This is a genomic window from Flavobacterium psychraerolatum (assembly GCF_025960985.1).
In the GTDB taxonomy this organism is placed as follows: domain Bacteria; phylum Bacteroidota; class Bacteroidia; order Flavobacteriales; family Flavobacteriaceae; genus Flavobacterium.
Genome location: NZ_JAOQMX010000005.1, coordinates 88149 through 112123, shown reverse-complemented (window position 1 = coordinate 112123; position 23975 = coordinate 88149). Strand labels below are relative to the sequence as shown.

Below are 23975 nucleotides of genomic sequence, written 5' to 3'. Positions count from 1 at the left end.
CAAAAGTAAAGATTTTTTTAATTTAACTATTATTTTTTTGAATTATTTTGCTTTGTACCCTAATATTTTTAGTACGTCCTCTGAAGTTTGTTGTTCCGAGAAAACTTCGGTAGCCAAAATCCCATTTTCATCCTTATCTATCAGAATATGTTTGGGTTGCGGAATCAAACAGTGGTGTAAACCTCCGTATCCACCAATAGTTTCTTGGTACGCACCTGTATTAAAAAAACCAATATATAGTGGTTTTTCTTTGTTGTATTTAGGTAAATAGATGGCATTCATATTTTGCTCAGAGTTGTAATAATCATCACTATCGCAAGTCATTCCTCCCAATAATACTCTTTCATACGTCTCATTCCAGCGGTTAACAGCTAGCATGATAAAACGTTTGTTGATTGCCCAAGTATCAGGTAGAGTGGTAATAAAAGAGGAGTCAATCATGTTCCATTTTTCTCTGTCGTTTTGCTGTTTTTGATATAAAACTTGGTAAATAGCGCCACCGCTTTCTCCAACAGTAAAGGAACCAAACTCTGTAAAGATATTAGGAACATCTACTTCAGCTTCGTCACAAGCAATTTTGATTTGATTGATAATTTCGTCAATCATGTATTGATAATCATAATCAAATGTCAAAGAATTCTTAATTGGAAAACCACCACCAATATTTAATCCATCAAGAGTAGGGCATTCTTTTTTAAGTGCAATATATACTTTTATACATTTTACTAATTCATTCCAATAATAAGCATTGTCATTAATACCAGTATTGATAAAAAAATGTAACATTTTCAATTCTAACTTGTCGTTTTCTTGAATTTGTTTTTTATAAAATTGTACAATGTTTTTATATCCAATTCCTAATCTAGAAGTATAGAATTCAAATTTAGGTTCTTCCTCCGCTGCAATACGGATTCCGATTTTGAATTTCCCATTAATTTCAGCTTGTAATAAATCTAATTCTTCGTAATTATCGATGATCGGAATAGTATTTTTATGTCCGTTATTGATCAAACGAGCGATATTATCGATGTATTGGTCTCTTTTGAAACCATTACAAATCACATAAGTACTTTTGTTGATCTTTCCGTTTTCTAATAAATTCTCAACGATATTGATGTCAAATGCTGATGAAGTTTCAATGTGTATGTTATTCTTGAAAGCTTCGTTCATTATATATTCAAAATGAGAGCTTTTTGTACAGTAGCAATAATAGTACTTACCTTCGTATTTGTTTTTATCCATTGATTTACGAAACCAGTTTTTGGCTTTGTTAATGTTGTTGGATATTTGAGGTAAATAGGTGAATTTTAATGGTGTACCGTATTGTTCCACCAGTTTCATCAAATCAATATTGTGAAATTGAAGATTGTCTTTGTTTAAATTAAATTCTTCTTGAGGAAAATAGTAAGTTTGATTTATTAAGTCAGAATATTTAGTATTCATTTTAGTTTGTTTTTGTTTAAGAGAATGATTTAAATTTTTTAAATTATTCTACAATTCAAACTCTAATGTTAGCATAGACAATCTGAAGCTTTTCATTCTCTGTTTTTAAAAAGTCAAAAACATCAAAAATAAAGTTGCCTCTTGTCGAATAGAACCGTTTCAATAAACTCAAAAAAGACCTATTGTTTTGGCGGCTTCGAGAAGTGTTATTTTGTTGTTTTTTATTTGTTTTCATTAACGCAAATGTAAAAAATAATATAGACGTAATCCAATCCTTTATGGTAAAAAAATATTAAGATTGATAATCTTGAAATGCTTTAAGAATCAATTCATTTTCAACTGTTTGATTAATGATTATTTTACCAATACCTTCTATCAATGCAAACTGAATTGTTCCGTACTCATTTTTTTTATCATGAATCAATAATTCAAGGATGGGGTTGATGTCTTTTGTGTCAAACGTGATGTCTTGATAGATTGATTTTAATGTAGTTTTAATCTCATTGAATTCTTGCTCTGAGATTAAGTTTTTATGTAATGAAATATAACTTTCCAAAATCATTCCAACAGCAATAGCTTCACCATGTAGTAAGGTAGTTTTTTCTTGGTTTTCCAAAAAGTAACTTTCTATAGCATGACCCAAAGTATGTCCAAAATTCAATGCTTTTCTTATGTTTTTTTCAGTGGGATCTTGAGTTACAATTTCATTTTTTATGGCTACAGATCGAAAAATTAATTCGTCCAATTGAGCAAAATTGATGGCTCTGATATTCAAAAAGTGTTCCCAATATGTTTTATCATAAATTAAACCGTGTTTCAGCATTTCGGCTAATCCTGAACGCATTTCATTTTGAGGAACTGTTTCAAGATATTCAGTATCTACAATTACCATTTTCGGTAAGTTGAATACACCTATTTGATTTTTTAGATTACCCAAGTCTACTCCATTTTTCCCACCAACAGAAGCGTCTACCATAGATAATAATGTAGTAGGGATATTTATAAAATCGATTCCACGTTTGAATGTAGAGGCAACAAAACCTCCTAGATCGGTTACAACTCCACCACCAAGATTAATAACAAGACTTTTTCTGTCCCCACCAAGTTCAGTTAATACATTCCAAATTTCTACACAAGTATCAATGTTTTTATTGATTTCTCCAGCTTCAAATTCGATGATCTCAATTCCCAAATTAGTCTCTACTAACGGAAGAAATTTGGGTAAACAAAATTCGTTGGTATTACTATCAACAATAATAAATAAATTTGAATATTTGTTTTCTCTCAAATGAGCATTTAAAGCTTCGTATCCTTTTTCATTAAAGTGAATAGGATGATCAACGGCTTGTATAGTATGTGATTGTAAAGACATAATTAATTGTAATTTGCAATATGAGTAAAAAGCGATAGTATCAATAAGGAAACAACAGTTAATGTGCTCCTTGAAAACTTTTGCAAATCTACATTTTTTTTGATTTTATTCCTTTAATTTTTTGAAAAATAAGCGCTTTTATTTCGTAGAGATATTTTGTTTTTTCATGTTAAAAATGCGGTCTCGCGCTAGTTCTAGGCATTTTGAAGGTTATTTTAATATAAAATAAAAAACTTTGTGATGATCAAAACAAAAGTTGGTTTATAATTATCTATTTTTAATTAAAAATTCAAGTTAATGGGGAATATTTTTGAAGATACAGCAGTAGCTTTTGCATTAAAGAGTGATACCGAGTTAGAAAGAGCTTATTTTTTATTTAAAATGATTGCCAATGAACCTTTGGTTCGGATAGGGACAGCCGTTACCAATTTTGCACTCAAAGTACATTTGCCGGTTGAAGGTTTGATACGAGCAACTGTATTTGATCATTTTTGTGGAGGTGTAAATGAACAAGATTGTCTTACTGTAGTTGATACTATGTTTACCAAAGGAGTATCGGCAGTATTGGATTTTTCTGTAGAAGGAAAAGAGGAAGAAAAGCAATTTGAGGCAGCTACCCAAATGATATTAAAAACCATCACTTTTGGGAAAGAAAAACTTGCTATTCCATTTGCTGTTTTTAAACCAACAGGAATAGGTAGGTTTATTTTGTTCGAAAAAATAAGTGCGGGTCAAAAATTAACTGAAACAGAACTAGAAGAATGGAAGAAGGTCGAAGCTCGATTCGAATTAATTTGCAAAACAGCTTTTGATGCCAACGTGTCTTTGTTAATTGATGCCGAAGAAAGCTGGATGCAAAAAGCAGCAGACGATTTGATTCTGGACATGATGCGAAAATATAATAAGTATAAAGCAATCATATTTAATACGTTGCAAATGTACCGGTGGGATCGTTTGGATTATTTAAAAAAAATACATAATATCGCTATCCAAGATGGTTTTTTTATTGGTATTAAATTGGTTCGTGGGGCTTATTTGGAAAAAGAGAACAATCGCGCAATTGAATTTGGTTATCCTTCTCCAATTTGTATTAACAAAGAAGTTACGGATCAAAACTACGACACTGCTGCAAGTTATTTACTAGATAATAGTGCTACGCTTTCAGTTTTTTTTGGTACACATAATGAAGAAAGTATTTTAATAGTACTCGATTTAATGAAAAAGAAGGGTATATCTGTTAGTAATTCAAAGGTGTGGTTTGGTCAACTGTATGGTATGAGTGATCACATCAGCTATAATTTGGCAGCTCACGGGTATAATGTGGCTAAGTATTTGCCGTTTGGACCGGTAAAAGATGTAATGCCATACTTGATTCGTCGAGCTGAAGAAAACACCTCTGTTGCCGGACAAACCAGTAGAGAATTGAAGCTGTTAAAAACGGAAAGATCTAGAAGAAAGGCATAAAAAAAAAGCTCCAAATAGTGATTATTTGGAGCTTTAATTTTATAATTTCAATACTGCACTTAGGAATGGCTAAATTGTAAATTGCTTAAATTTTTATAAATACCATTTTCAAGGTTAATTAATTCTTGATGTGTTCCTTGTTCTGAAATAACACCATTATCCAATACTAAAATCTGATCTGCTGAACGAATTGTTGACAAACGGTGAGCAATAATAATACTAGTTCTACCTTGCATCAAAACTTCTAAAGCTTCTTGCACTAATTTTTCACTTTCGCTATCCAATGAAGAAGTGGCTTCATCTAAGATCAGAATACTAGGATTTTTTAATAATGCACGGGCAATAGCAATACGTTGTCTTTGACCACCAGAAAGCTTAATACCCCTTTCACCTACTACAGTTTCAAATTTCTCAGGAAAACTATCGATAAAAGTTAAAGCATTAGCTTGTTTTGCTGCGGCTATGATTTCGTCTTCAGTAGCGTTTGGTTTTCCGTAGGCAATGTTTTCTTTGATTGTACCTCCAAATAAAATTACATCCTGAGGTACGATACTCATATTACCGCGTAACTCTTCTAGGTCGTAATTGTAGATGTTCTTACCATCAATACTAATTTCGCCACTTTCAATATCATAAAATCGGAGTAATAAAGAAGCAATAGTTGATTTACCAGCTCCACTTGGACCGACAACGGCTATTTTTTGGCCAAATTCAGCTTTAAAGTTAACTTCTTTTAAAACTTTGATTTCTTTTCTAGAAGGATAACTGAAAGCTACATTTTTGAATGTAACGTTCCCTTTTATTTTTTCAATTGGATTTTTATTAGGAGTAGTATTAATTGCTTCTGGAACTTCGTCTAATAATTCAAAAACTCGTTCTGTAGCACCAACGGCTTTTTGAATTTGTGCATACATTTCAGCTATTCCTCCAAAAGAAGCTCCGATAAATGTAGTATATAAAATGAAGGAAATTAAATCTCCAACACCGTCAACTTCACCTTTAATAGTTAATGTGATTCCGTACCAAACGACCGCTACTACGCAACCGAACAAACATAATATAATGAACGATGCAAAATATCCTCTGTATTGTCCTCCTTTGATTGCAATCGCTACAATTTCTTTAATTTTATTTTTGTAACGTTCCAATTCATACCATTCGTTAGCAAAAGATTTTACGTTTGTAATTCCTTGTAAAGTTTCTTCAACAATAACTTGACTTTCGGCTACTTTGTCTTGCGTCATTTTTCCGTATTTTCGAATAAAACGACCAAATATCACTGCAGCAACGGCTACCACGGGAACAATGCAAAGCATCATGATAGTAAGGTTTGGACTGATGCTTCCTAGGATAATAAAACCTCCAACGATAAGGATAAATTGTCTCAAAAATTCGGCAATGGTTGTAGTAAGCGTATCTTGTAATTGCGAAATATCTGCACTGATGCGACTGTTTAATTCTCCAACGCGCTTTTGAGAGAAAAATGACATGGGTAGTTTAATTAAATTCTCATACAATGCAAAACGAATGTTAGATAAAGTATTCTCAGTAAAATTTACGAACAACGATATTCTAAAAAACGAAAAAACAGCTTGCAGTACTAAAATCCCCATCAATGCCAATGCAATTTGATTGGCTTTGTCTAAATCTTTGGTTGATACACAATCAACAAGCATACCCATCAATTTTGGAAAGGCTAGGGCAGTGGCACTAGTTAATAGCAAAAAGAGTAAACCAACAAAAAATTTCCATTTTTGATTTTTGGAATATTTAAAAATTCGTAATGCCTTTTGGAGAGAACTAGTATTTAGTTTCGCTTTGGGTAAATCATTTTCTTTAAAACGGGCCATTGAGTTATATTTTTATTGCAAATGTACATTATATAGTTAGTAGAAAAAAAAACTATTATCTTCTACTTATCTTAAATAGTTGTTAATGAGTTCTAAAGGGGGAAAGGTTATTTTTTTATATCTTTTTTTTTTTAAATGCATTGTTTATTCAAAAACTCGTCTTACATTTGCACTCGCAATAGGTAATGATTGCAACCTAGTAAAATAGGGCGATTAGCTCAGCTGGTTCAGAGCACCTCGTTTACACCGAGGGGGTCGGGGGTTCGAACCCCTCATCGCCCACAAGATTCAAACATTATCTTTAAAATGTTTAGCAGGTAATTAGTAATAATTACAACCTAGTAAAATAGGGCGATTAGCTCAGCTGGTTCAGAGCACCTCGTTTACACCGAGGGGGTCGGGGGTTCGAACCCCTCATCGCCCACCAAGAAACTCCAACAATTTTGTTGGAGTTTTTTTTTGCTTTATATTTTTATCAATATAGTAAATTTGTAAAAAAAAAAAGCACAACAGAGGAATATCTATTAGTTGAGGATGATAAACGAATTAGCGATTTTATGATCAAAGGACTAGCGAAAATAGTTTTACTGTGCATTTGAGCGAAAATGGTGTTGAAGCAAGAGAACATATTTTATCATCACAATGGGATATCATCCTAAAGGATAACCTGCTCCCCGATACTAGTGGAATTGAACTAGTTAAATTACTTCGATTTAAAAAGAAATCTATCCCCGTAATCATGCTAAATGCCTTGGGAGAGGCTGATAACAAAGTTGAAATATTGGATTTTGTTGTAGATGATTATTTGGTTAAACCTTTTAATTTGTTAATCTCAAGAATCAACGCACTCGTACGGCGAACTAAATTTAATAATGAAGATCCTTCAACTTCCTGTAAACTGTGGTTCTATACATGTTTTTATTGATGAACATAAGGTAATGATGAAAGACGAGCAAGTAAATCTTTCGCCTCGTGAATACAAACTGCTTCTCTTTTTAATCGAAAATAAAAATAAGGTTTTGTCTCGCAAAGAGATTTTGGGAGATGTTATCACCTTTAGCGTTTACACTAGGATATGCCTTAATTGGTTCATTAATTTTATGTTTGACCTTTGTTCTTGCTATGTGCAAGGTATTGTTGATCAAAAATATTGTTGAAATAGAAAACAAAATCAGTCATTTTTTTTAGCGAAAATTCATATAAATCATTTCTGTTAAGCGCTAGGTATAGAAAACTAACTTTAATTTTATTTTTGAACCTTTTAGTAATATGCATTGGAAGATTTGCTTTTTATGGCTCTCAATTTATTCCGAAACTGAATGAAGGTGCCATTTATTTGAGAGCTAATTTGCCAAATAGTGTTAATCTTGATGAAGCAGTTCAACTGACGCAAGAAATAAAAGAGTTTATTAGTAAATTTGTAGAGCTAAAGTTTATTTTGTCACAAATGGATAGACCCAATGATGGTACCGACCCTACAGGTTTTTTTAATATAGAATTTCATATTGAATTAAAAACTGAAGGTGAATGGAAAAGAAAAATAGATAATAATGGTTTGATTACAGAAATAAAGCAGCAATTACAAGTTTATCCCGGAATTAATTTCAACTTTAGTCAGCCCATCCAAGACAATGTAGAAGAGTATGTTGCGGGAGTAAAAAGTCTATTGGTAATTAAAATTTTCGGAAATGATTTGTTCGAATTAGAATCAAGGGCTCAAAAAGTGGCCAATTCGATCAAAGATATCAAAGGAATTGAAGATAGTAATGTTTATAAAAATAGTGTACTACCAGAACTTAGAATACAATTACACGATGATAAGATGGCACGATACGCTATTACAACTACAACTACAGCTGCACAAGCTGTAATTGCAAAGACGATTGGTGGGCAAGCTGCCTCAACCTTTTATGACGAAGAAAAAAAGTTTGATATACGTATTCGATTCGAAAAAGAATATAGAGATTCTAAGGAAAAAACAGAAAAATTTCTAGTACTTACAACCGATGGAAAGCGAATACCATTGAAAGAAATTGCTACCATTGATTTTAAAACTGGACCAACTTTTATCTATCGAGAAGGAAATAGTAGGTATATTGCAATAGGTTTTAATATTGAAGGTTGAGACCTAGGTAGCACTATTACCGAAGCTCAAAAAAAGTAGCTTAAGAGGTGAAATTACCAAAAGAAAACGTGGTAAAATGGGCAGGTGAATTTGAAAGTAAAGAAAGAGATTCAAAACAGTTGGCTCTCATTGTACCAATCGTTTTAGTCTTAATTTTGTTATTATTATATTTTAATTTTGGTGATTTTAAAGACACTCTTATTATGGTTAGTACCATGCCTAATGCCTTTATTGGTAGTTTTATTTCGGTATGATTTACTGGTACAATATTCGGAATTTCAGTGGTATTAGTTTTATTATATTGTTTAGGAATAGTGCCATTGATAGTATTGTTTTGATTGGAATTATTAAAGAAAATTTAAAAAACAAAATGGAATTAAAAGAAGCTATTTCAAACGGTGTTTACAATAGAATCAGACCTATTGTCATGATTGCACTTATGGCGCCGTTAGGTTTGCTTCCGGCTGCATTATCAACAGGAATGGGATCTGAGATTCAAAAGCCACTGGCCATTATGAGATCGTAGGTGGATTAATAATTTTTATGGTTTTATCTCTTACGGTACTTCCGCAAGTATTTTATTTTAGTTATAAAAATATTAAAAAATGACAGTAATTATCTTTACACTGATCCTATTTATTGGTGCTATTTCGGCAGGATTTATAGGGTCATTATCAGGTTTAGGTGGTGGAATAATAATTATTCCGTTGTTAACCGTTTTTCTTGGAGTTGATATTCATTATGCAATTGGTGCTGCCTTGGTATCTGTCATAGCGACTTCTTCAGGTTCAGCTGCAGCCTATGTTAAGGAAGGAATTACCAATATGAGATTAGGTATTTTTTTAGAAGTTGCAACTACAACTGGAGCTGTTTGTGGCGCGCTACTTTCTACCATGATTCCGACCGCAGCAATTGCAGTTGTATTTGGGTTGACACTAATATTTTCAGCACTAAATGCCATTCGAAAAAAAGAAGAGCATATCGTTGAGCATTCGAGCACTTTGGCTGTTACCTTAAAATTACCCGGAAGTTATCCTGCGCACAATGGTGAAATAATCAGTTACGGTACAAAAAATATTGTGGGAGGTTTTAGCATGATGGGGATTGCAGGATTAATGTCTGGATTATTGGGGATTGGATCTGGTGCCTTCAAAGTTATTGCTATGGATACAATCATGAAAATTCCGTTCAAGGTCTCTACAACTACGAGTAATTTTATGATGGGAGTCACTGCAATGGCTAGCTCTGTCATATACATTCAAGAAGGCTATGTGCAACCCGAAATTTGTATGCCAATCGTGATAGGGGTTCTTTTGGGAGCCATGGGAGGTGCGAAAGTTTTAGTAAAAACAGATCCTAAAAAGCTTAGACTTCTTTTTGCATTTTTAATAATAATCTTAGGTTTAAATATGATATACAATGGAATCAATGGTAAAATTTAACGGGAGCAAAGTTCCAAAACAGAGTAGTATTGATTTTCAAAAAATAATTAGTCTTGTATTAAAATATGGAGTGTGGTTATCTTTGTCTGTCAGTACATTTGGAGGCATATTGTACATACTGCAACAAGCCGATCTAGTAAAAAATTACAGTAGTTTTGCAGGCAATCATGAAACATTTACTTCTATAGTTGACAGTATTATCACTGGTGTTTCTACTGGACAAGGACAGTCAATTATTTTACTTGGGATTATTCTATTGTTCTTAACACCAATCACTAGAATCTTACTGTCGCTCTTTGTTTTTATTTTCGAAAAAGATTATTTATATGCTACCATTACTACCATTGTCATTTTAATAATAGCAGTGAGTGTTATTCTTGGATTTGCACATTAAATAAGGGTACTGTATCATAAAAAGAACTTCTCTAAAACTAGAGAAGTTCTTTTTCATTTACTATTCTTCCTTAAAATCGATAGACAACGAATTCACGCAAAAACGTTCTCCTGTTGGCGTTGGACCGTCATTAAATACATGTCCTAAGTGCCCACCGCAGTTAGCACAAACAACCTCTGTTCGAATCATGCCGTGTGTTTTATCCAATACATTTTTTACTTTCCCTGGAATTGCTTCGTCAAAAGAGGGCCATCCACAATGTGCATCAAATTTTGAATTACTTTCAAATAATTGCTCTCCACAGGCACCACAACAATACACCCCTTTCTCGTAATGCATATTATAAGCTCCCGTATGTGGGTATTCAGTACCTTTTTCACGTAATATTCTAAAACGCTCAGCACCTAGTTGGTCTTTCCATTCGCTTTCAGATTTTTCTACTTTATAACTCATGTGATGTTTTTTTTTAAAAATTCGTATTCTTTTAATTAAGAAAATGGCCTGATACAATTATTTTTTCATTGGAAGTGAAAAATAGAACGTTGTACCTTCATTAATTTTACTTTTCAAGCCAATTGTTCCTTGATGTAAATTTACGATTTGTTTTGCAATTGCCAAACCAAGTCCGGTGCTACTTTCTCCTGCGGTCGGTTGTGTACTTGATTTTTCAAAGTAATAGAATAAGTTTTGTTGTTCTTTCTCAGGAATCCCTTTTCCATTATCGATAATTTTGGTTATAATCGAATTATCTTCTTGAGAAACCTGAACTATAATAGTACTTTCAGGATAAGAATATTTAATAGCATTTGATAATAAGTTACTAATCACTTCACTTAAATAATGTGTATCGAAATGAAGTGGTATGAATTGTAAATTTGTTTTTAACTCTATTTTTATACATTTATTTTTTGCAACAATTTGGTTATAAGTAATTTGATTTCTTATGAAATTAATATAATCCTCTTGATGCATCTTCAAATCAATTTTTCCAGATTCGATAACAGCTACGTTTAAAAGATTTTTTAATACGGCCATCGTATTTGCACTCAATGTTTTTATAATTTCTAGTCCTTCGCTAACTTCGGCTAAATTATTCTGCGCACAATTATCAATCAGTAGATCAGCGAAGGAATTAATAGCTCCAATTGGATTGGCTAGGTCATGTGCAGCAATGCCTATAAATTTATTTTTTTCAAGATTCAGTTTCTTTAATTTTTGATTTGTTGATTGAATTCTATTTTCTTTTTCTTTCAATCTATAGATAAGAGTTCCAATGATAACAAATATTAATAAGCGCACAGTTGAGTTCCAAATTGGGAAAAAAGTATTGGATAATGAGATATGTGCATATTCAGAATACGACCAAGAACTTGCAGCAACTACAGAACATGTTATGATATCTATCAAATTCACATTACTATTTATAGCTAATAAAATAATTGGTAGTAGATAAAAAAATGAAAAAGCCATTTCCGTACCTGTCAGTACATCGATATAACCAATCATTAAAATAATAAATACCGTCAAAACAAAACTCATTGTTCGATTAAAATAAAGGTGTAAGTATAATTTCATTTGTGGTTAACTAACAGTAGAAAGGCAGTTCATAATTTAATTCGAAAAATAATTCGAAAATACTACTTAATAGTAGACAAATGAACATTTATTAAGACTATAATTTATGTTAAAAATAGGAAAAAATTAAATCATTCGTTTATCTACCTACTATTCTAAGATCAAATAATCATTATATTTTAAAAAGTGTAAGGAAGAATTATCTTAGTATTTATGATGGAATTGATTTATTAAAGAAAATTGTTGCTAATTTGGAACAAGTTTTATTAAATTTTTAACCATTTAGTGATTTTTTGATGAATAATTGTAATGTAATGGCCTATTTTGATTAAAAAAGCATATAAATAAAGACTTATAAGAGTCAATTTTTAAATTTTTACTAAAATTTCAAATATCCTTTTGTTTACTTATTTTTTTACTAAATTTAGAAAATGTTAAATACTTTTATTCAGGTATTTATTCGGTTTTTGATAATTAATTGATGAAAGTCATAGATTATTTTTAAACTATAATTGTTTTAAATTATTCATATGGAAATTATTCATATTAGTGCTGAATGTTATCCAATTGCTAAGGTTGGTGGTTTAGCAGATGTGGTTGGCGCATTGGCAAAATACCAGAATATGGAAGAACATTCAGTAAAAGTGTTTCTTCCTTGTTATGAAACCAAATTTATCCAAGAAAATAAATTTGAAACTATTTTTTGGGCAGATGTAGAATTGGGGCAATTTCTTTTTCCATTTAAAATACTTAAAGAAAAAAATAATTCATTAGGGTTTGAATTGTATCTGATAGTGATTCAAGAACTTTTTGATAGGCAAGATATTTATGGATATAAAGATGATATAGAACGATTTTTAACTTTTCAAAAGGCATTTTTAGATTGGTTATTGACACGAAATGAATTCCCTGCAGTAATTAATTGTCATGACCATCATACTGCACTAATACCATTTATGATAACACAAGGGATGCAATATGAAAAATTAAAAAATATCCCAACATTATTAACAATACATACTGCTTTGTATCAAGGACAATTCAGTTTTGATAAAAATAATTATTTACCAGATTATGATGTGAATAAAAAAGGACTTTTAGAATGGGATGGTTGTATTAATTCACTAGCCGCTGGATTGAGGTGTGCAAGGGCCATTACAACCGTTTCTCCTAATTACCTAAATGAGGTTAATATTTCAGCCAATGGATTAGAATATTTATTCAACGAAACGAGATACAAATCGAAAGGGATTCTAAGTGGAATTGATTATGAAACATGGAATCCTACTACCGATACAAAAATTGAAGTAAATTTTTCGATAACGAATTTTAGTTTTGGTAAACGAAAAAACAAAGAAAAATTATGTGATTTATTTAATTTATCACATGATGTGCCGTTGATAAGTTATGTAGGAAGGCTATTGGATGTAAAAGGAGCTGATTTATTGTGTGAATACTCAAAAAAAGTATTGCAAGAAAACGCTAATAAAATTAATATTCTTATATTAGGCAAAGGAAATATAACCATTGAAAAACAATTGAGTAATTTATTAACTGATTATCAAAAGAATTATAATATTTACATTGGCTTTAATGAAGAATTGGCACATTTGATTTATGCTGGCTCTGATTTTTTATTGATACCGTCACGCACAGAATCGTGTGGATTGAATCAAATGTATGCATATCGTTATGGAGCTATTCCTATAGTTAGACGCACCGGAGGACTAAAAGATACGGTAATTGATATAGAGGATAATGGTCAAGGGATTTGTTTTGAAAACGCAACTGTTGAAGACATGATTACTGCAACTAATAGAGCTTTAGTTTTATTTGAAAATGAAGAAAAAATAAATTTAATAATAAAATCCGGGATGACACTTAATCATTCTTGGAAAACAGCATACCAAGAATATTTAAAAATGTATAATTTAATAATAAAATAAAAGATGAAAGCGAAGAGAAAAAATGTGATTGCGATTATTCTAGGAGGTGGTCAAGGTTCAAGATTGTATCCGTTAACGGAGTCGAGGTCGAAACCTGCCGTGCCAATTGGAGGTAAATACAGACTTGTTGATATTCCTATTTCTAATTGTATGAATTCTGACATATATAGAATGTTTGTATTAACACAATTTAATTCGGCGTCTTTGAATGCTCACATTAAAAATACTTACGTTTTTAGTGCTTTTAGTCAAGCTTTTGTTGATATTTTGGCAGCAGAGCAAACTGTAGATAACCCTAATTGGTTTCAAGGAACAGCAGATGCTGTACGACAATGTATGCCGCACTTTTTGAATCATGAATTTGATTATGCATTAATTCTTTCTGGGGATCAATTGTATCAAATGGATTTAAACGAGATGATCGAAGAGCACATCAGGAAAGACGCTGATATCACTTTAGCCACTTTGCCTGTAAACGCAAAAGACGCATCAGATTTTGGAATTTTGAAAACAAATAGTGATAGTTTCATTGAATCTTTTATTGAAAAACCTGTTCAGGATTTATTACCTGGTTGGTCTTCTGAAGTGAGTGAACAAATGGAATCTGAAGGAAAGCTGTATTTAGCTTCAATGGGAATTTATATCTTTAATAAAGATTTATTGGTAGAACTTATGGCTAATCCGGATGCCAAAGACTTCGGAAAAGAAATTATACCACAATCAGTTGAAACTCATAAAGTATTAAGTTACCAATACGAAGGATATTGGACAGATATAGGTAATATTGACTCTTTCTTTGAAGCAAATATTGGTCTAACAGATGATGTTCCAAAATTTAATTTGTTTGATAACGATAATAAAATTTATACACGTCCAAGATTATTACCTCCTTCAAAATTCCAAAACACTAAGATTGATCGTTCGTTAATTTCTGAAGGTTGTATTTTGAATGCTAAAGAAATAACAAAATCTGTAATCGGAATACGTTCTAGAATAGGCAAGGATTCTGTGATACAAAATTGCTATATTATGGGTAATGATTTGTATCAAAGTATCGAGAAAATGGAAGAGGAAACAGATAAAAATAAAACTTTAATTGGAATTGGTGAAAGATGCTTTATTAAGAATGCATTGATCGATAAAAACTGTCGAATTGGGAATGATGTTCAAATTATTGGAAGTCCAGAATTAGAAAATACTTCCAATGAATTGTATGCTGTCAAAGATGGAATTGTAGTTGTTATAAAAGGAGCAATAATTCCAGATAATTATATTATCAAATAATAATAGGTATTCAGAAAAACTAAAGTAAATTATAAATTAGAAAAGATATACATTTATAAAATGCAGAATCAAACCAGAATTATAATAGAAAATGTATCACCACAATTGGATGGTGGTACTTTCGCTGTAAAGAGAATAGTTGGTCAGACGGTACATGTAACTGCAGCTGTTTTCTCTGATGGTCATGATGTCATTGAGGTTTGTGTAAAATACAAACATGAGTCTGATGAAAATTGGAATGAAGTTCGAATGATTCCAACCGTAAATGATGAATGGTTTGGCGATTTTAAAGTCGATAAACAAGGGAATTATAGCTATTTTGTAGAAGGTTGGGTTGATTATGCGCTAAACTGGCAACACGGGACAGATCGTAAAATTCAAGACAGTCAATATGTGAAATCAGAATTACTAGAAGGGGCAGAGTATGTTCATGCTATTCTTGATGTAGCAACACACGATGAAAGAGGATATTTGGGACATTTAGAATACCTATTGAAAACTGAATCAGAATATGATCAAGCAATTCCTGAAGTTACATCACCTAGGTTAACTGAAATTTTTAAAAAATACCCAACACGGTTATTAGCTAATCAATCTTCACAATTAAAAGTTTACGTAGATAGAAAAAAAGCACTATTTAGTACTTGGTATGAATTTTTTCCTCGTTCAACTTCAGAAGAAGAGGGTAAACATGGAACTTTTAAAGACTGTGAAAGATTATTGCCTAGAGTAGCACAAATGGGTTTTGATACCTTATATTTTCCGCCGATTCATCCTATTGGAGAAGTAAATAGAAAGGGTAAAAATAATGCAACTAATGCTGAACCAGGAGATGTTGGTTCACCTTGGGGAATTGGTTCAGAAAAAGGGGGACATAAATCTACTCATCCTGAATTGGGTACAATAGAAGATTTCAAATCATTAGTAAAAAAAGCACAAGATTGGGGAATTGAAGTCGCTATGGATTATGCTTTACAAGCGGCACCAGATCATCCATATGTAAAGGATTTTCCACAATGGTTTAAATGGAGACCAGACGGAACAGTACAATATGCTGAAAATCCGCCTAAAAAATACCAAGATATTCAGCCTATATATTTTGAAAGTTCAGACTGGAAAAATCTTTGGAAAGAATTATTAGACGTTGCATTATTTTGGATTGAAGATTGTAATATAAAGATATTTCGTGTTGATAATCCGCATACTAAGCCTTTTTACTTCTGGGGATGGTTAATAGGCGAGATCAAGAAAAAACATCCAGATGTACTTTTTCTAGCAGAAGCATTCACACGTCCAAAAATCATGAATGAGCTGGCAAAACAGGGATTTAGTCAATCGTATACCTATTTTACATGGAGGAATTCAAAAGCTGAATTAACAGAATATGTATCTGAATTAACACAATCTGAGCAAAAAGAATTTTATCGTCCTAATTTTTGGCCAAACACACCTGATATTAATCCTTTTGCTTTGCAAAACGGAAATGAATCAATGCATTTGCAAAAGTATTTTCTAGCAGCTACCTTAAGTTCAAGTGTTGGAATATATGGTCCCGTATTCGAATATAGAGTTTCAGAACCGATGGCACCAGGGAAAGAAGAGTATCTTAATTCTGAAAAATATGAGGTTTATAAATGGGATTGGACCATTCAGAATAAATTGACTCGATTAATCACAAAAATTAACCAGATTCGTAAAGAGCAATCTTCTTTGCAACAAACAAATAACATCGTTTTCTGTGATACCAATAATGATCAAATTATAGCTTATTATAAATTTGATGATGACTTACAAAACAAAACACTGATGATAGTTAATTTAGATTCATCAAATACTCAAAAAGGATGGGTGAGATTACCTATTGATAAGTTAGGAATTAATCCTGTTCATATTGTAGATTTGATTACTGGAAATAGCTATTTATGGGATAAAGAATGGAATTATGTTGAAATAAGTCCGGAATTACCTTTTCATTTGTTTAAAATTCAACAATAGTCAAGCTATTAATAACCATTCTTTACTAGTAATATATAGTAAAGTTTAAAAAAAACAAACCAAAAAATGAATAAAGTACAAACGCATTCTCTTTTTACCGATTTTGATATAGATTTGTTTAAAGCTGGAAAGCATTTTAGATTATATGAAAAATTAGGTGCACATCTTATTGAAGTGGACGGAGTAAAAGGAGTATATTTCGCTGTTTGGGCACCTACTGCTCGTTCAGTTTCTGTTGTCGGTGATTTTAATTATTGGATTCAAGGAGAGCACCAATTGCAAGTACGTTGGGATTCTTCAGGAATTTGGGAAGGCTTCATTCCTGAAATTGAAAAAGGAACTACATATAAATATAAAATTCAATCTGATAATGGTGGAATTATTACTGAGAAAGCAGATCCTTTTGCTTTTTATTGTGAAAAACCACCTCATACAGCCTCAGTTGTTTGGGATTTGGATTACAAATGGGATGATTCCAAATGGATGAAAACTAGAAAAGAGCACAATGGCCTTGATAAACCTTTTTCGGTGTATGAAGTTCATTTAGGATCTTGGAAACGTCAAGGCGAAGAAAATCGTTTTTTAACGTATTTAGAATTTGCTGAGGATCTAGTTAATTACGTCAAAGAAACAGGTTTTACTCATGTAGAATTTATGCCTGTAATGGAATATCCTTATGATCCGTCATGGGGGTATCAATTGGTCGGTTATTTTGCACCAACTTCACGATTTGGAAATCCTCAAGAATTTATGGTTTTGGTTGATAAACTGCACCAAGCTGGAATTGGGGTGATTATGGATTGGGTTCCATCACATTTTCCTGATGATGCACATGGATTAGGATTTTTTGATGGATCAAATTTATACGAACATCCTGACCGTAGAAAAGGATACCATCCTGACTGGAAAAGTTTAGTGTTTAACTATGGTCGTAATGAAGTTCGTTCTTTCTTAATTAGCAATGCAATCTTTTGGCTACAACATTATCATGTTGATTCTTTGAGAGTAGATGCAGTTGCTTCAATGTTATATTTAGATTACTCGAGAGAAGAAGGAGAGTGGGAGCCAAATGAATTTGGTGGTAGAGAAAATTTAGACACTATCAGTTTCTTGAAAGAGTTTAATGAAGCTGTCTATTCTAATTTTGAAGGTGTTCAAACAATTGCCGAAGAAAGTACTTCTTTTCCAATGGTTTCTAGGCCCACATTTGTTGGTGGATTAGGTTTTGGAATGAAATGGATGATGGGTTGGATGCATGATACTTTAGATTATTTCCAAAAAGACACAGTTTATAGGAAATACCATCAAAATGATTTAACTTTTTCTATGACTTATGCTTTTACAGAAAATTTTATGCTACCTCTTTCTCATGATGAAGTAGTATATGGTAAACATTCTATTTTTGGAAGAATGCCGGGGGATGAGTGGCAGAAGTTCGCCAACTTACGATTGCTTTATGGTTATATGTTTACACATCCAGGAACAAAACTATTGTTCATGGGGGCTGAATTTGGTCAAAGTGCCGAATGGAATTTTCAAGAAAGTTTAGATTGGCATTTGTTACAATACCCTCTACATGAAGGTATTAAGAAAGTAATTACTAATTTGAATGGCTTGTATAAATCTGAACCTGCTTTGCATGAGAAACAATTTAGTCCAGAAGGATTTGAATGGATCAATTATTCAGACCATCAAAATGCGGTGATGTCTTATATTCGACATGGAATTGATCCAAAAGATAGTGTCATTGTAGTTTGTAACTTCACTCAAGTTGTTAGAGAAAATTACCGTATTGGTTTACCTAGAAAAGGAAAACTAACTGAAATTTTCAATAGTGATGATGCAATTTATGGAGGAAGTGGAATAGTTAATCCAAATAAGATTGCAATTGAAGCATCACCTTATGACGGTAGAGATTTTTCGGCAGAACTGACGCTACCTCCTTTAGCTATGATCGCATATAAAATTTCAAAATAAATGAATTATTTACAAGATTCCTTCTTATAGAGTGTCTTGAGAATGATCTGTAAATATAAAATACTTATTAAATTATAAAATAGGATCATTTGTTTCAATACATATTGAAATAAATAACCTTAAAGTTATAGTTTCCCCCCCCCTTTTAAATTATAGTAAGAGCGGGCAGTCATTTATTTATATAGAGCTACAATTTATACAAAATAATAAAATATCATATCCCAATTTACTTTAGTTATTAAATAGGGATGTGGTATTTTGTTTTATATCATAATTAAAGGAATCAATTTTGATTAAAAAGTGGTGAAACTTAAAATAATTATAATATTGAACTTTAAAATAACTGGAAAATGATTACAAATACAGAATTAGAGTATAAAGGAAATTTATACCCTTCAAAAATAATTTCCTATGAACATGAAGTAGATTCTGTTTATTTTCACACAAATAATAGTGTTATTTTAAAGATCACCATACTTAGAGATAGTATGTTACGCTTTAGATACACTACAAAAGGATATTTTAGTAATGATTTTTCATATGCCATTGATCAAAATCATTCACATGGATATAATTTTCTTGAAGTGACTGAAAAAGCAACTTATTTTAAAATAAAAACAAGCAAAGTTATTTGTAAAGTTCAAAAAGAAGACCTTAGAGTCTCTATTTTGGATATGGATAATAAGGTAATACTAGAAGATGAATTAGGTTTTCATTGGGAGGAAAGTTATGAATTTGGGGGAAACATAGTAAAAATGAGTAAAGCCTCGAAAGACGGTGAATGTTTTTACGGTCTAGGTGATAAAGCTACTCAAATGAATCTTAAAGGTAAAAAGTTAGAAAATTTTGCAACAGATCAATATGCTTTCCAAAAAGACCAAGAACCACTTTACAAAGTAGTACCTTTTTATATTGGGTTACAAAATAAACAAGCATACGGGATTTTTTTTGATAATACTTTTAAAACAAATTTTGACTTTTGTCATGATCGTAGAAATGTCACTAACTTTTCGGCAGATGGCGGAGAAATGAATTATTATTTCATCTATGGTCCAAATATGCAAGATGTTGTAGTCTCCTATACAGATTTAACAGGGAAACCTGAATTACCTCCGCTATGGACTTTAGGTTATCATCAATGTAAATGGAGTTATTTCCCAGAAAGTAATGTCAAAGAAGTGACAGCAAAATTTAGAGAATTAAAAATTCCTTGTGATGCCATTTATCTTGATATTGATTATATGGATGGTTTTAGATGTTTTACTTGGGATAAAAATTATTTCCCAGACCCAAAACGAATGGTTTCCGAGTTGGCCGCGGACGGATTCAAAACAATTGTTATTATTGATCCTGGGATAAAAATTGATAAAGAATATTCTATTTACCAAGAAGCTTTAGATAAAGATTATTTTTGCAAAAGGGCAGATGGTCCCTATATGAAGGGGAAAGTATGGCCTGGTGAATGTAATTTTCCAGACTACACAAATCCTGAAGTTAGAGAATGGTGGGCTAGTTTATTTAAAGAATTGATTGTTGATATTGGAGTGAAAGGAGTTTGGAATGACATGAATGAACCAGCTGTTATGGAAGTTCCAAACAAAACATTTCCAAATGATGTACGACATGATTATGATGGAAATCCATGTAGTCATAGAAAAGCCCATAATATTTATGGCACACAAATGGCAAGAGCAACATATCATGGTGTGAAAAAATTTGCTTATCCAAAGCGACCTTTTGTAATTACTCGCTCTGCATATGCTGGAGCACAACGATACACGTCATCATGGACAGGTGATAATGTTGCTACCTGGGAACATTTATGGATCGCAAATATTCAAGTACAGCGTATGAATATTTCTGGTATGGGCTTCACTGGTTCGGATATTGGAGGTTTTGCAGAACAACCAACAGGAGAGTTATACGCACGTTGGATTCAGTTGGGTGTTTTTCATCCTTTTTGTCGTACCCATTCTTCAGGTGATCATGGTAATCAAGAACCTTGGGCATTCGATGAAGAAGTAATTGATATTACAAGAAAATTCATCAACCTTCGTTATCAATTGTTGCCTTATTTGTATACTATGTTTTGGCAATATATTGAAGAAGGAATCCCTATGTTAAAACCATTAGTTTATTTTGATCAAGATGATATTCAAACTCATTATCGTAATGATGAATTTATCTTTGGAAATCAAATTTTGGTTTGCCCAATATTAGAACCTAACTCATTAGGTAGACGAATATATGTTGCTAGAGGTAATTGGTATAACTATTGGACAAATTTGATGTTTAAAGGAGGTAAAGAAATGTGGGTAGACACAAAATTTGATGAAATTCCAATTTTTATAAAAGCAGGAGCTATAATCCCAAAATATCCTATTCAACAATATGTTGGCGAACTGGAATTTGATGAATTAATACTTGATTTGTATTATAAGGACGGAATGGAAAAATCAGTAGTTTATGAAGATGCTCAAGATGGTTATGATTATAAAAAAGGTCGATATAGTTTTTTATCTTTCCAAGTAACGGGCAAAAAGAACGAATTAATTATTCAATTGCATAAAGACGGAAAGTATGATACTAAGTATTCTAAATATAAGATTAACTTTATTGGTTTACCTTTTGAAGTAAAATGTATCGAAATTAATAATGAAGAAATAGATTTTGATAAAAAAACAATGGATAAAGAGAGTTATTTAATAGTAGATAAAGAATTTAGAGTACTTCATATAATGGGAGTTTAGGATAAAATCTTATTTTTGTAAAAAATTATAGAAAAATGAAAAAGAATATATTTGTAGGTTTTTGTGCGATTGGTATGCTATTTTCTTGCGCTACCAATCCACTAACAGGAAAAAAAACATTAAATTTTGTATCTAATGATGCATTATTCCCAACATCATTTCAACAATATGGGACTTTTTTAAAAGAGAACAAAGTAGTAACCGGAACAACAGATGCTAAAAAAGTAGAAAATGTAGGGATGAAAATTAAAGCTGCAGCCGAAAAATATTTAGCATCATTGGGGCAAACAGAATATTTAAAAGGGTATGCATGGGAATACAAATTGGTCGAAAGCCCAGATGTAAATGCATGGTGTATGCCAGGAGGTAAAATTGTTGTGTATACTGGAATTTTACCAATTACCAAAACGGATGCAGGTCTAGCGACAGTAATGGGGCATGAGGTATCGCACGCTTTAGCAAATCACGGTGCGCAACGTATGAGTGTTTCTCAAATTCAAGAATATGTTGGTATGGGATTAGCTGTTGCTACATCAGGTAAAAGTGCCGAAACGCAACAAGCCTTTAGTACTGCTTACGGTTTAGGATCACAATACGGAGTTACTTTGCCTTTTAGCAGATCTAATGAAACTGAAGCGGATAAAATTGGCTTAACATTAATGGCAATTGCTGGGTATAACCCCGATGAAGCAATTGCTTTCTGGACAAGAATGTCTGCAAATTCTAATGGAGCAGCACAACCAGAATTCATGAGTACACACCCATCTGACGCTACAAGAATTGCTAATTTAAAAGCAATGGTACCAGAAGCAAAAGCAACAGCAGCAAAATTTGGAGTTATTTACAAATAATTTCCAATATTGAAATAATTTTCAAAAGAGAAGTTTATTCTATTAGATGGACTTCTCTTTTTTTATGATATACAATTTTAACTTGCAAAAGGATTTATGGAAGCATTAAAAAAAGGAGATAAAAAATTATTAAATGCATGGGCTTTTTACGATTGGGCTAATTCAGCTTATCCATTAGTGATAAGTTCAGCCATTTTCCCCATTTTTTATAATGCTCTTTTTGATTCCAAAAATCCCTATTTGGATGTTTTTGGTTTTCATTTTAAGAATTCTGCATTAATCAGTTTTGTAACTGCATTGGGATTTTTGGTAGTAGCTTTCATTTCGCCATTTCTTTCAGGAATAGCGGATTATGTGGGGAACAAAAAAGTTTTCATGCAGTTCTTTTGTTACATAGGAGCACTTTCGTGCATTGGATTGTATTGGTTTAGTTTAGAAAACATCTATTTTGGGCTGTTATTTTACTTTTTAGGACTAATAGGATTTTGGGGAAGTTTGGTTTTTTATAATTCCTATCTGCCTGATATAGCTTTTGAAGAGCAACAAGATGCTGTAAGCGCCAAGGGCTATTCCATGGGATATTTAGGTAGTGTGTTATTGCTTATTGTCAATTTGGCTATGGTAATGAAACCGACATTATTTGGTATCAGTGGTACACCGGGAGAGGCAACTATGAAAGCTATGAGGTATTCTTTTATAACGGTAGGTTTTTGGTGGCTTTTGTTTAGTCAATATACGTATCTCTATTTACCAAAAGGAAATCACAAAATCAAAGAAAAAATAACAAAAGCAATTTTATTCAACGGTTTTAATGAACTAAAAAAAGTATGGACTCTATTGAATCAAAATAAAATATTGAAAGGTTATTTGGCTAGTTTTTTTGTCTACAGTATGGCAGTTCAAACGGTAATGCTTATTGCAACATATTTTGGAGCACAAGAAATTGAGTGGAAAACAGAGAGTGATAGTACCACAGGATTAATTATTTGTATTTTGGTAATTCAGTTGGTGGCCATTCTAGGTGCTTTTATAACATCAAGATCATCTGCGAAATATGGTAATATACCTACTTTAATAGTCATTAATTCTATCTGGTTAGTACTATGTATTTCAGCTTATTTCATCACACAACCAGGAACTTTTTATTTCATGGCGGGTATTGTTGGTTTGGTAATGGGAGGTATACAATCCTTATCACGTTCTACATATTCAAAATTATTACCTGAAACAGATGATACAGCCTCCTTTTTTAGTTTTTATGATGTGGCGGAGAAAATTGGAATTGTAATAGGAATGGTTATCTATGGTTTAATAGATCAAATCACAGGTAGCCCACGATTGGCTATGGTTTTCTTAGCATTATTCTTTGCAATTGGGATCATTTTGCTACGAAGAATACCAAGGAAAAATTTCATCTTATAGTTTATTAAAAAAATAATGCACCGATTTTTGCTCACAAACGATTCCTTTACGTAATCTGAAAGGACTGTGGCACAGAGATTGATTT

General features: G+C 32.0%; 19 protein-coding genes, 2 tRNA genes and 1 pseudogene. 17 read left to right on the top strand and 5 right to left on the bottom strand.

Annotated elements, in window-relative coordinates; genetic code table 11:
• Positions 1 to 42: 42 nt before the first annotated feature.
• Both M2326_RS03625 and aroB read right to left on the bottom strand, forming a co-directional pair.
• Positions 43 to 1443: a type III PLP-dependent enzyme domain-containing protein gene (locus M2326_RS03625; RefSeq protein ID WP_264618188.1), complete on the bottom strand. Its 1401-nt coding sequence runs from the start codon at positions 1441 to 1443 to the stop codon at positions 43 to 45.
• Between the two features lie 292 nt (positions 1444 to 1735).
• On the bottom strand, positions 1736 to 2815 hold the full coding sequence (aroB, locus tag M2326_RS03620) for a 3-dehydroquinate synthase (protein ID WP_264618187.1): 1080 nt from the start codon (positions 2813 to 2815) through the stop codon (positions 1736 to 1738).
• Between the two features lie 297 nt (positions 2816 to 3112).
• On the opposite strand from aroB, the gene M2326_RS03615 reads away from it, so the two are divergent.
• A complete protein-coding gene (locus tag M2326_RS03615; RefSeq protein ID WP_264618186.1) occupies positions 3113 to 4279 on the top strand; it encodes a proline dehydrogenase family protein in 1167 nt (388 codons plus the stop codon).
• Positions 4280 to 4338: 59 nt separating this feature from the next.
• On the opposite strand, the gene M2326_RS03610 is transcribed toward M2326_RS03615, so the two are convergent.
• On the bottom strand, positions 4339 to 6129 hold the full coding sequence (locus tag M2326_RS03610) for an ABC transporter ATP-binding protein (RefSeq protein WP_264618185.1): 1791 nt from the start codon (positions 6127 to 6129) through the stop codon (positions 4339 to 4341).
• Positions 6130 to 6336: 207 nt separating this feature from the next.
• Between M2326_RS03610 and M2326_RS03605 the strand changes: the two genes are divergently transcribed.
• The 9 genes and pseudogenes from M2326_RS03605 to M2326_RS03570 all read left to right on the top strand — a co-directional run bounded on the left by M2326_RS03605 (position 6337) and on the right by M2326_RS03570 (position 10090).
• Positions 6337 to 6411: transfer RNA gene (locus M2326_RS03605), tRNA-Val, on the top strand.
• A gap of 67 nt (positions 6412 to 6478) precedes the next feature.
• Positions 6479 to 6556: transfer RNA gene (locus tag M2326_RS03600), tRNA-Val, on the top strand.
• A 159-nt stretch (positions 6557 to 6715) separates the two neighbouring features.
• Positions 6716 to 7054, top strand: a pseudogene (locus tag M2326_RS17575) (response regulator transcription factor); the annotation flags it as partial.
• The gene (locus tag M2326_RS03595) at positions 7002 to 7286 is read left to right on the top strand and encodes a winged helix-turn-helix domain-containing protein (RefSeq protein ID WP_264618184.1); all 285 of its coding nucleotides are present in this window, start codon (positions 7002 to 7004) and stop codon (positions 7284 to 7286) included. The pseudogene M2326_RS17575 and the gene M2326_RS03595, both read left to right, overlap by 53 nt.
• A 20-nt stretch (positions 7287 to 7306) precedes the next feature.
• Positions 7307 to 8254, top strand: a complete 948-nt coding sequence (locus M2326_RS03590) for an efflux RND transporter permease subunit (RefSeq protein WP_319800819.1) — start codon at positions 7307 to 7309, stop codon at positions 8252 to 8254.
• A gap of 47 nt (positions 8255 to 8301) precedes the next feature.
• Positions 8302 to 8508 (top strand): efflux RND transporter permease subunit, encoded by a 207-nt coding sequence (locus M2326_RS03585; RefSeq protein ID WP_264618183.1) that lies wholly within the window; start codon positions 8302 to 8304, stop codon positions 8506 to 8508.
• Positions 8505 to 8780 carry an efflux RND transporter permease subunit gene (locus M2326_RS03580; RefSeq protein WP_264618182.1) on the top strand — a complete coding sequence of 92 codons (276 nt, stop codon included), beginning with the start codon at positions 8505 to 8507 and terminating at the stop codon, positions 8778 to 8780. Before M2326_RS03585 ends, M2326_RS03580 begins: the two co-directional genes overlap by 4 nt.
• A gap of 79 nt (positions 8781 to 8859) precedes the next feature.
• Positions 8860 to 9696, top strand: coding sequence for a sulfite exporter TauE/SafE family protein (locus tag M2326_RS03575; RefSeq protein ID WP_264618181.1), 837 nt, complete (start codon positions 8860 to 8862; stop codon positions 9694 to 9696).
• Positions 9674 to 10090, top strand: a complete 417-nt coding sequence (locus tag M2326_RS03570) for a DUF1634 domain-containing protein (RefSeq protein ID WP_264618180.1) — start codon at positions 9674 to 9676, stop codon at positions 10088 to 10090. Before M2326_RS03575 ends, M2326_RS03570 begins: the two co-directional genes overlap by 23 nt.
• A gap of 60 nt (positions 10091 to 10150) precedes the next feature.
• On the opposite strand, the gene msrB is transcribed toward M2326_RS03570, so the two are convergent.
• Together msrB and M2326_RS03560 are read right to left on the bottom strand one after the other, a co-directional pair.
• A complete protein-coding gene (gene msrB, locus M2326_RS03565; RefSeq protein ID WP_264618179.1) occupies positions 10151 to 10543 on the bottom strand; it encodes a peptide-methionine (R)-S-oxide reductase MsrB in 393 nt (130 codons plus the stop codon).
• A 57-nt stretch (positions 10544 to 10600) separates the two neighbouring features.
• Positions 10601 to 11665 carry a sensor histidine kinase gene (locus tag M2326_RS03560; RefSeq protein ID WP_264618178.1) on the bottom strand — a complete coding sequence of 355 codons (1065 nt, stop codon included), beginning with the start codon at positions 11663 to 11665 and terminating at the stop codon, positions 10601 to 10603.
• A gap of 530 nt (positions 11666 to 12195) precedes the next feature.
• Between M2326_RS03560 and M2326_RS03555 the strand changes: the two genes are divergently transcribed.
• From M2326_RS03555 to M2326_RS03525, 7 genes are all read left to right on the top strand, one after another.
• Complete coding sequence (locus tag M2326_RS03555) at positions 12196 to 13611, top strand: glycogen synthase (protein WP_264618177.1); 1416 nt, start codon at positions 12196 to 12198, stop codon at positions 13609 to 13611.
• A 3-nt stretch (positions 13612 to 13614) separates the two neighbouring features.
• On the top strand, positions 13615 to 14895 hold the full coding sequence (locus tag M2326_RS03550; protein WP_264618176.1) for a glucose-1-phosphate adenylyltransferase: 1281 nt from the start codon (positions 13615 to 13617) through the stop codon (positions 14893 to 14895).
• 60 nt (positions 14896 to 14955) lie between these two features.
• A complete protein-coding gene (locus M2326_RS03545) occupies positions 14956 to 16890 on the top strand; it encodes an alpha-1,4-glucan--maltose-1-phosphate maltosyltransferase (RefSeq protein WP_264618175.1) in 1935 nt (644 codons plus the stop codon).
• 66 nt (positions 16891 to 16956) lie between these two features.
• Positions 16957 to 18867: a 1,4-alpha-glucan branching protein GlgB gene (glgB, locus tag M2326_RS03540; protein ID WP_264618174.1), complete on the top strand. Its 1911-nt coding sequence runs from the start codon at positions 16957 to 16959 to the stop codon at positions 18865 to 18867.
• A gap of 350 nt (positions 18868 to 19217) precedes the next feature.
• Positions 19218 to 21617, top strand: a complete 2400-nt coding sequence (locus M2326_RS03535; RefSeq protein ID WP_264618173.1) for a glycoside hydrolase family 31 protein — start codon at positions 19218 to 19220, stop codon at positions 21615 to 21617.
• A gap of 35 nt (positions 21618 to 21652) precedes the next feature.
• Entirely contained in the window at positions 21653 to 22468 is an 816-nt protein-coding gene (locus M2326_RS03530; RefSeq protein ID WP_264618172.1) for a M48 family metallopeptidase, read from the top strand.
• 96 nt (positions 22469 to 22564) lie between these two features.
• A complete protein-coding gene (locus M2326_RS03525; RefSeq protein ID WP_264618171.1) occupies positions 22565 to 23890 on the top strand; it encodes an MFS transporter in 1326 nt (441 codons plus the stop codon).
• Positions 23891 to 23975 lie beyond the last annotated feature (85 nt).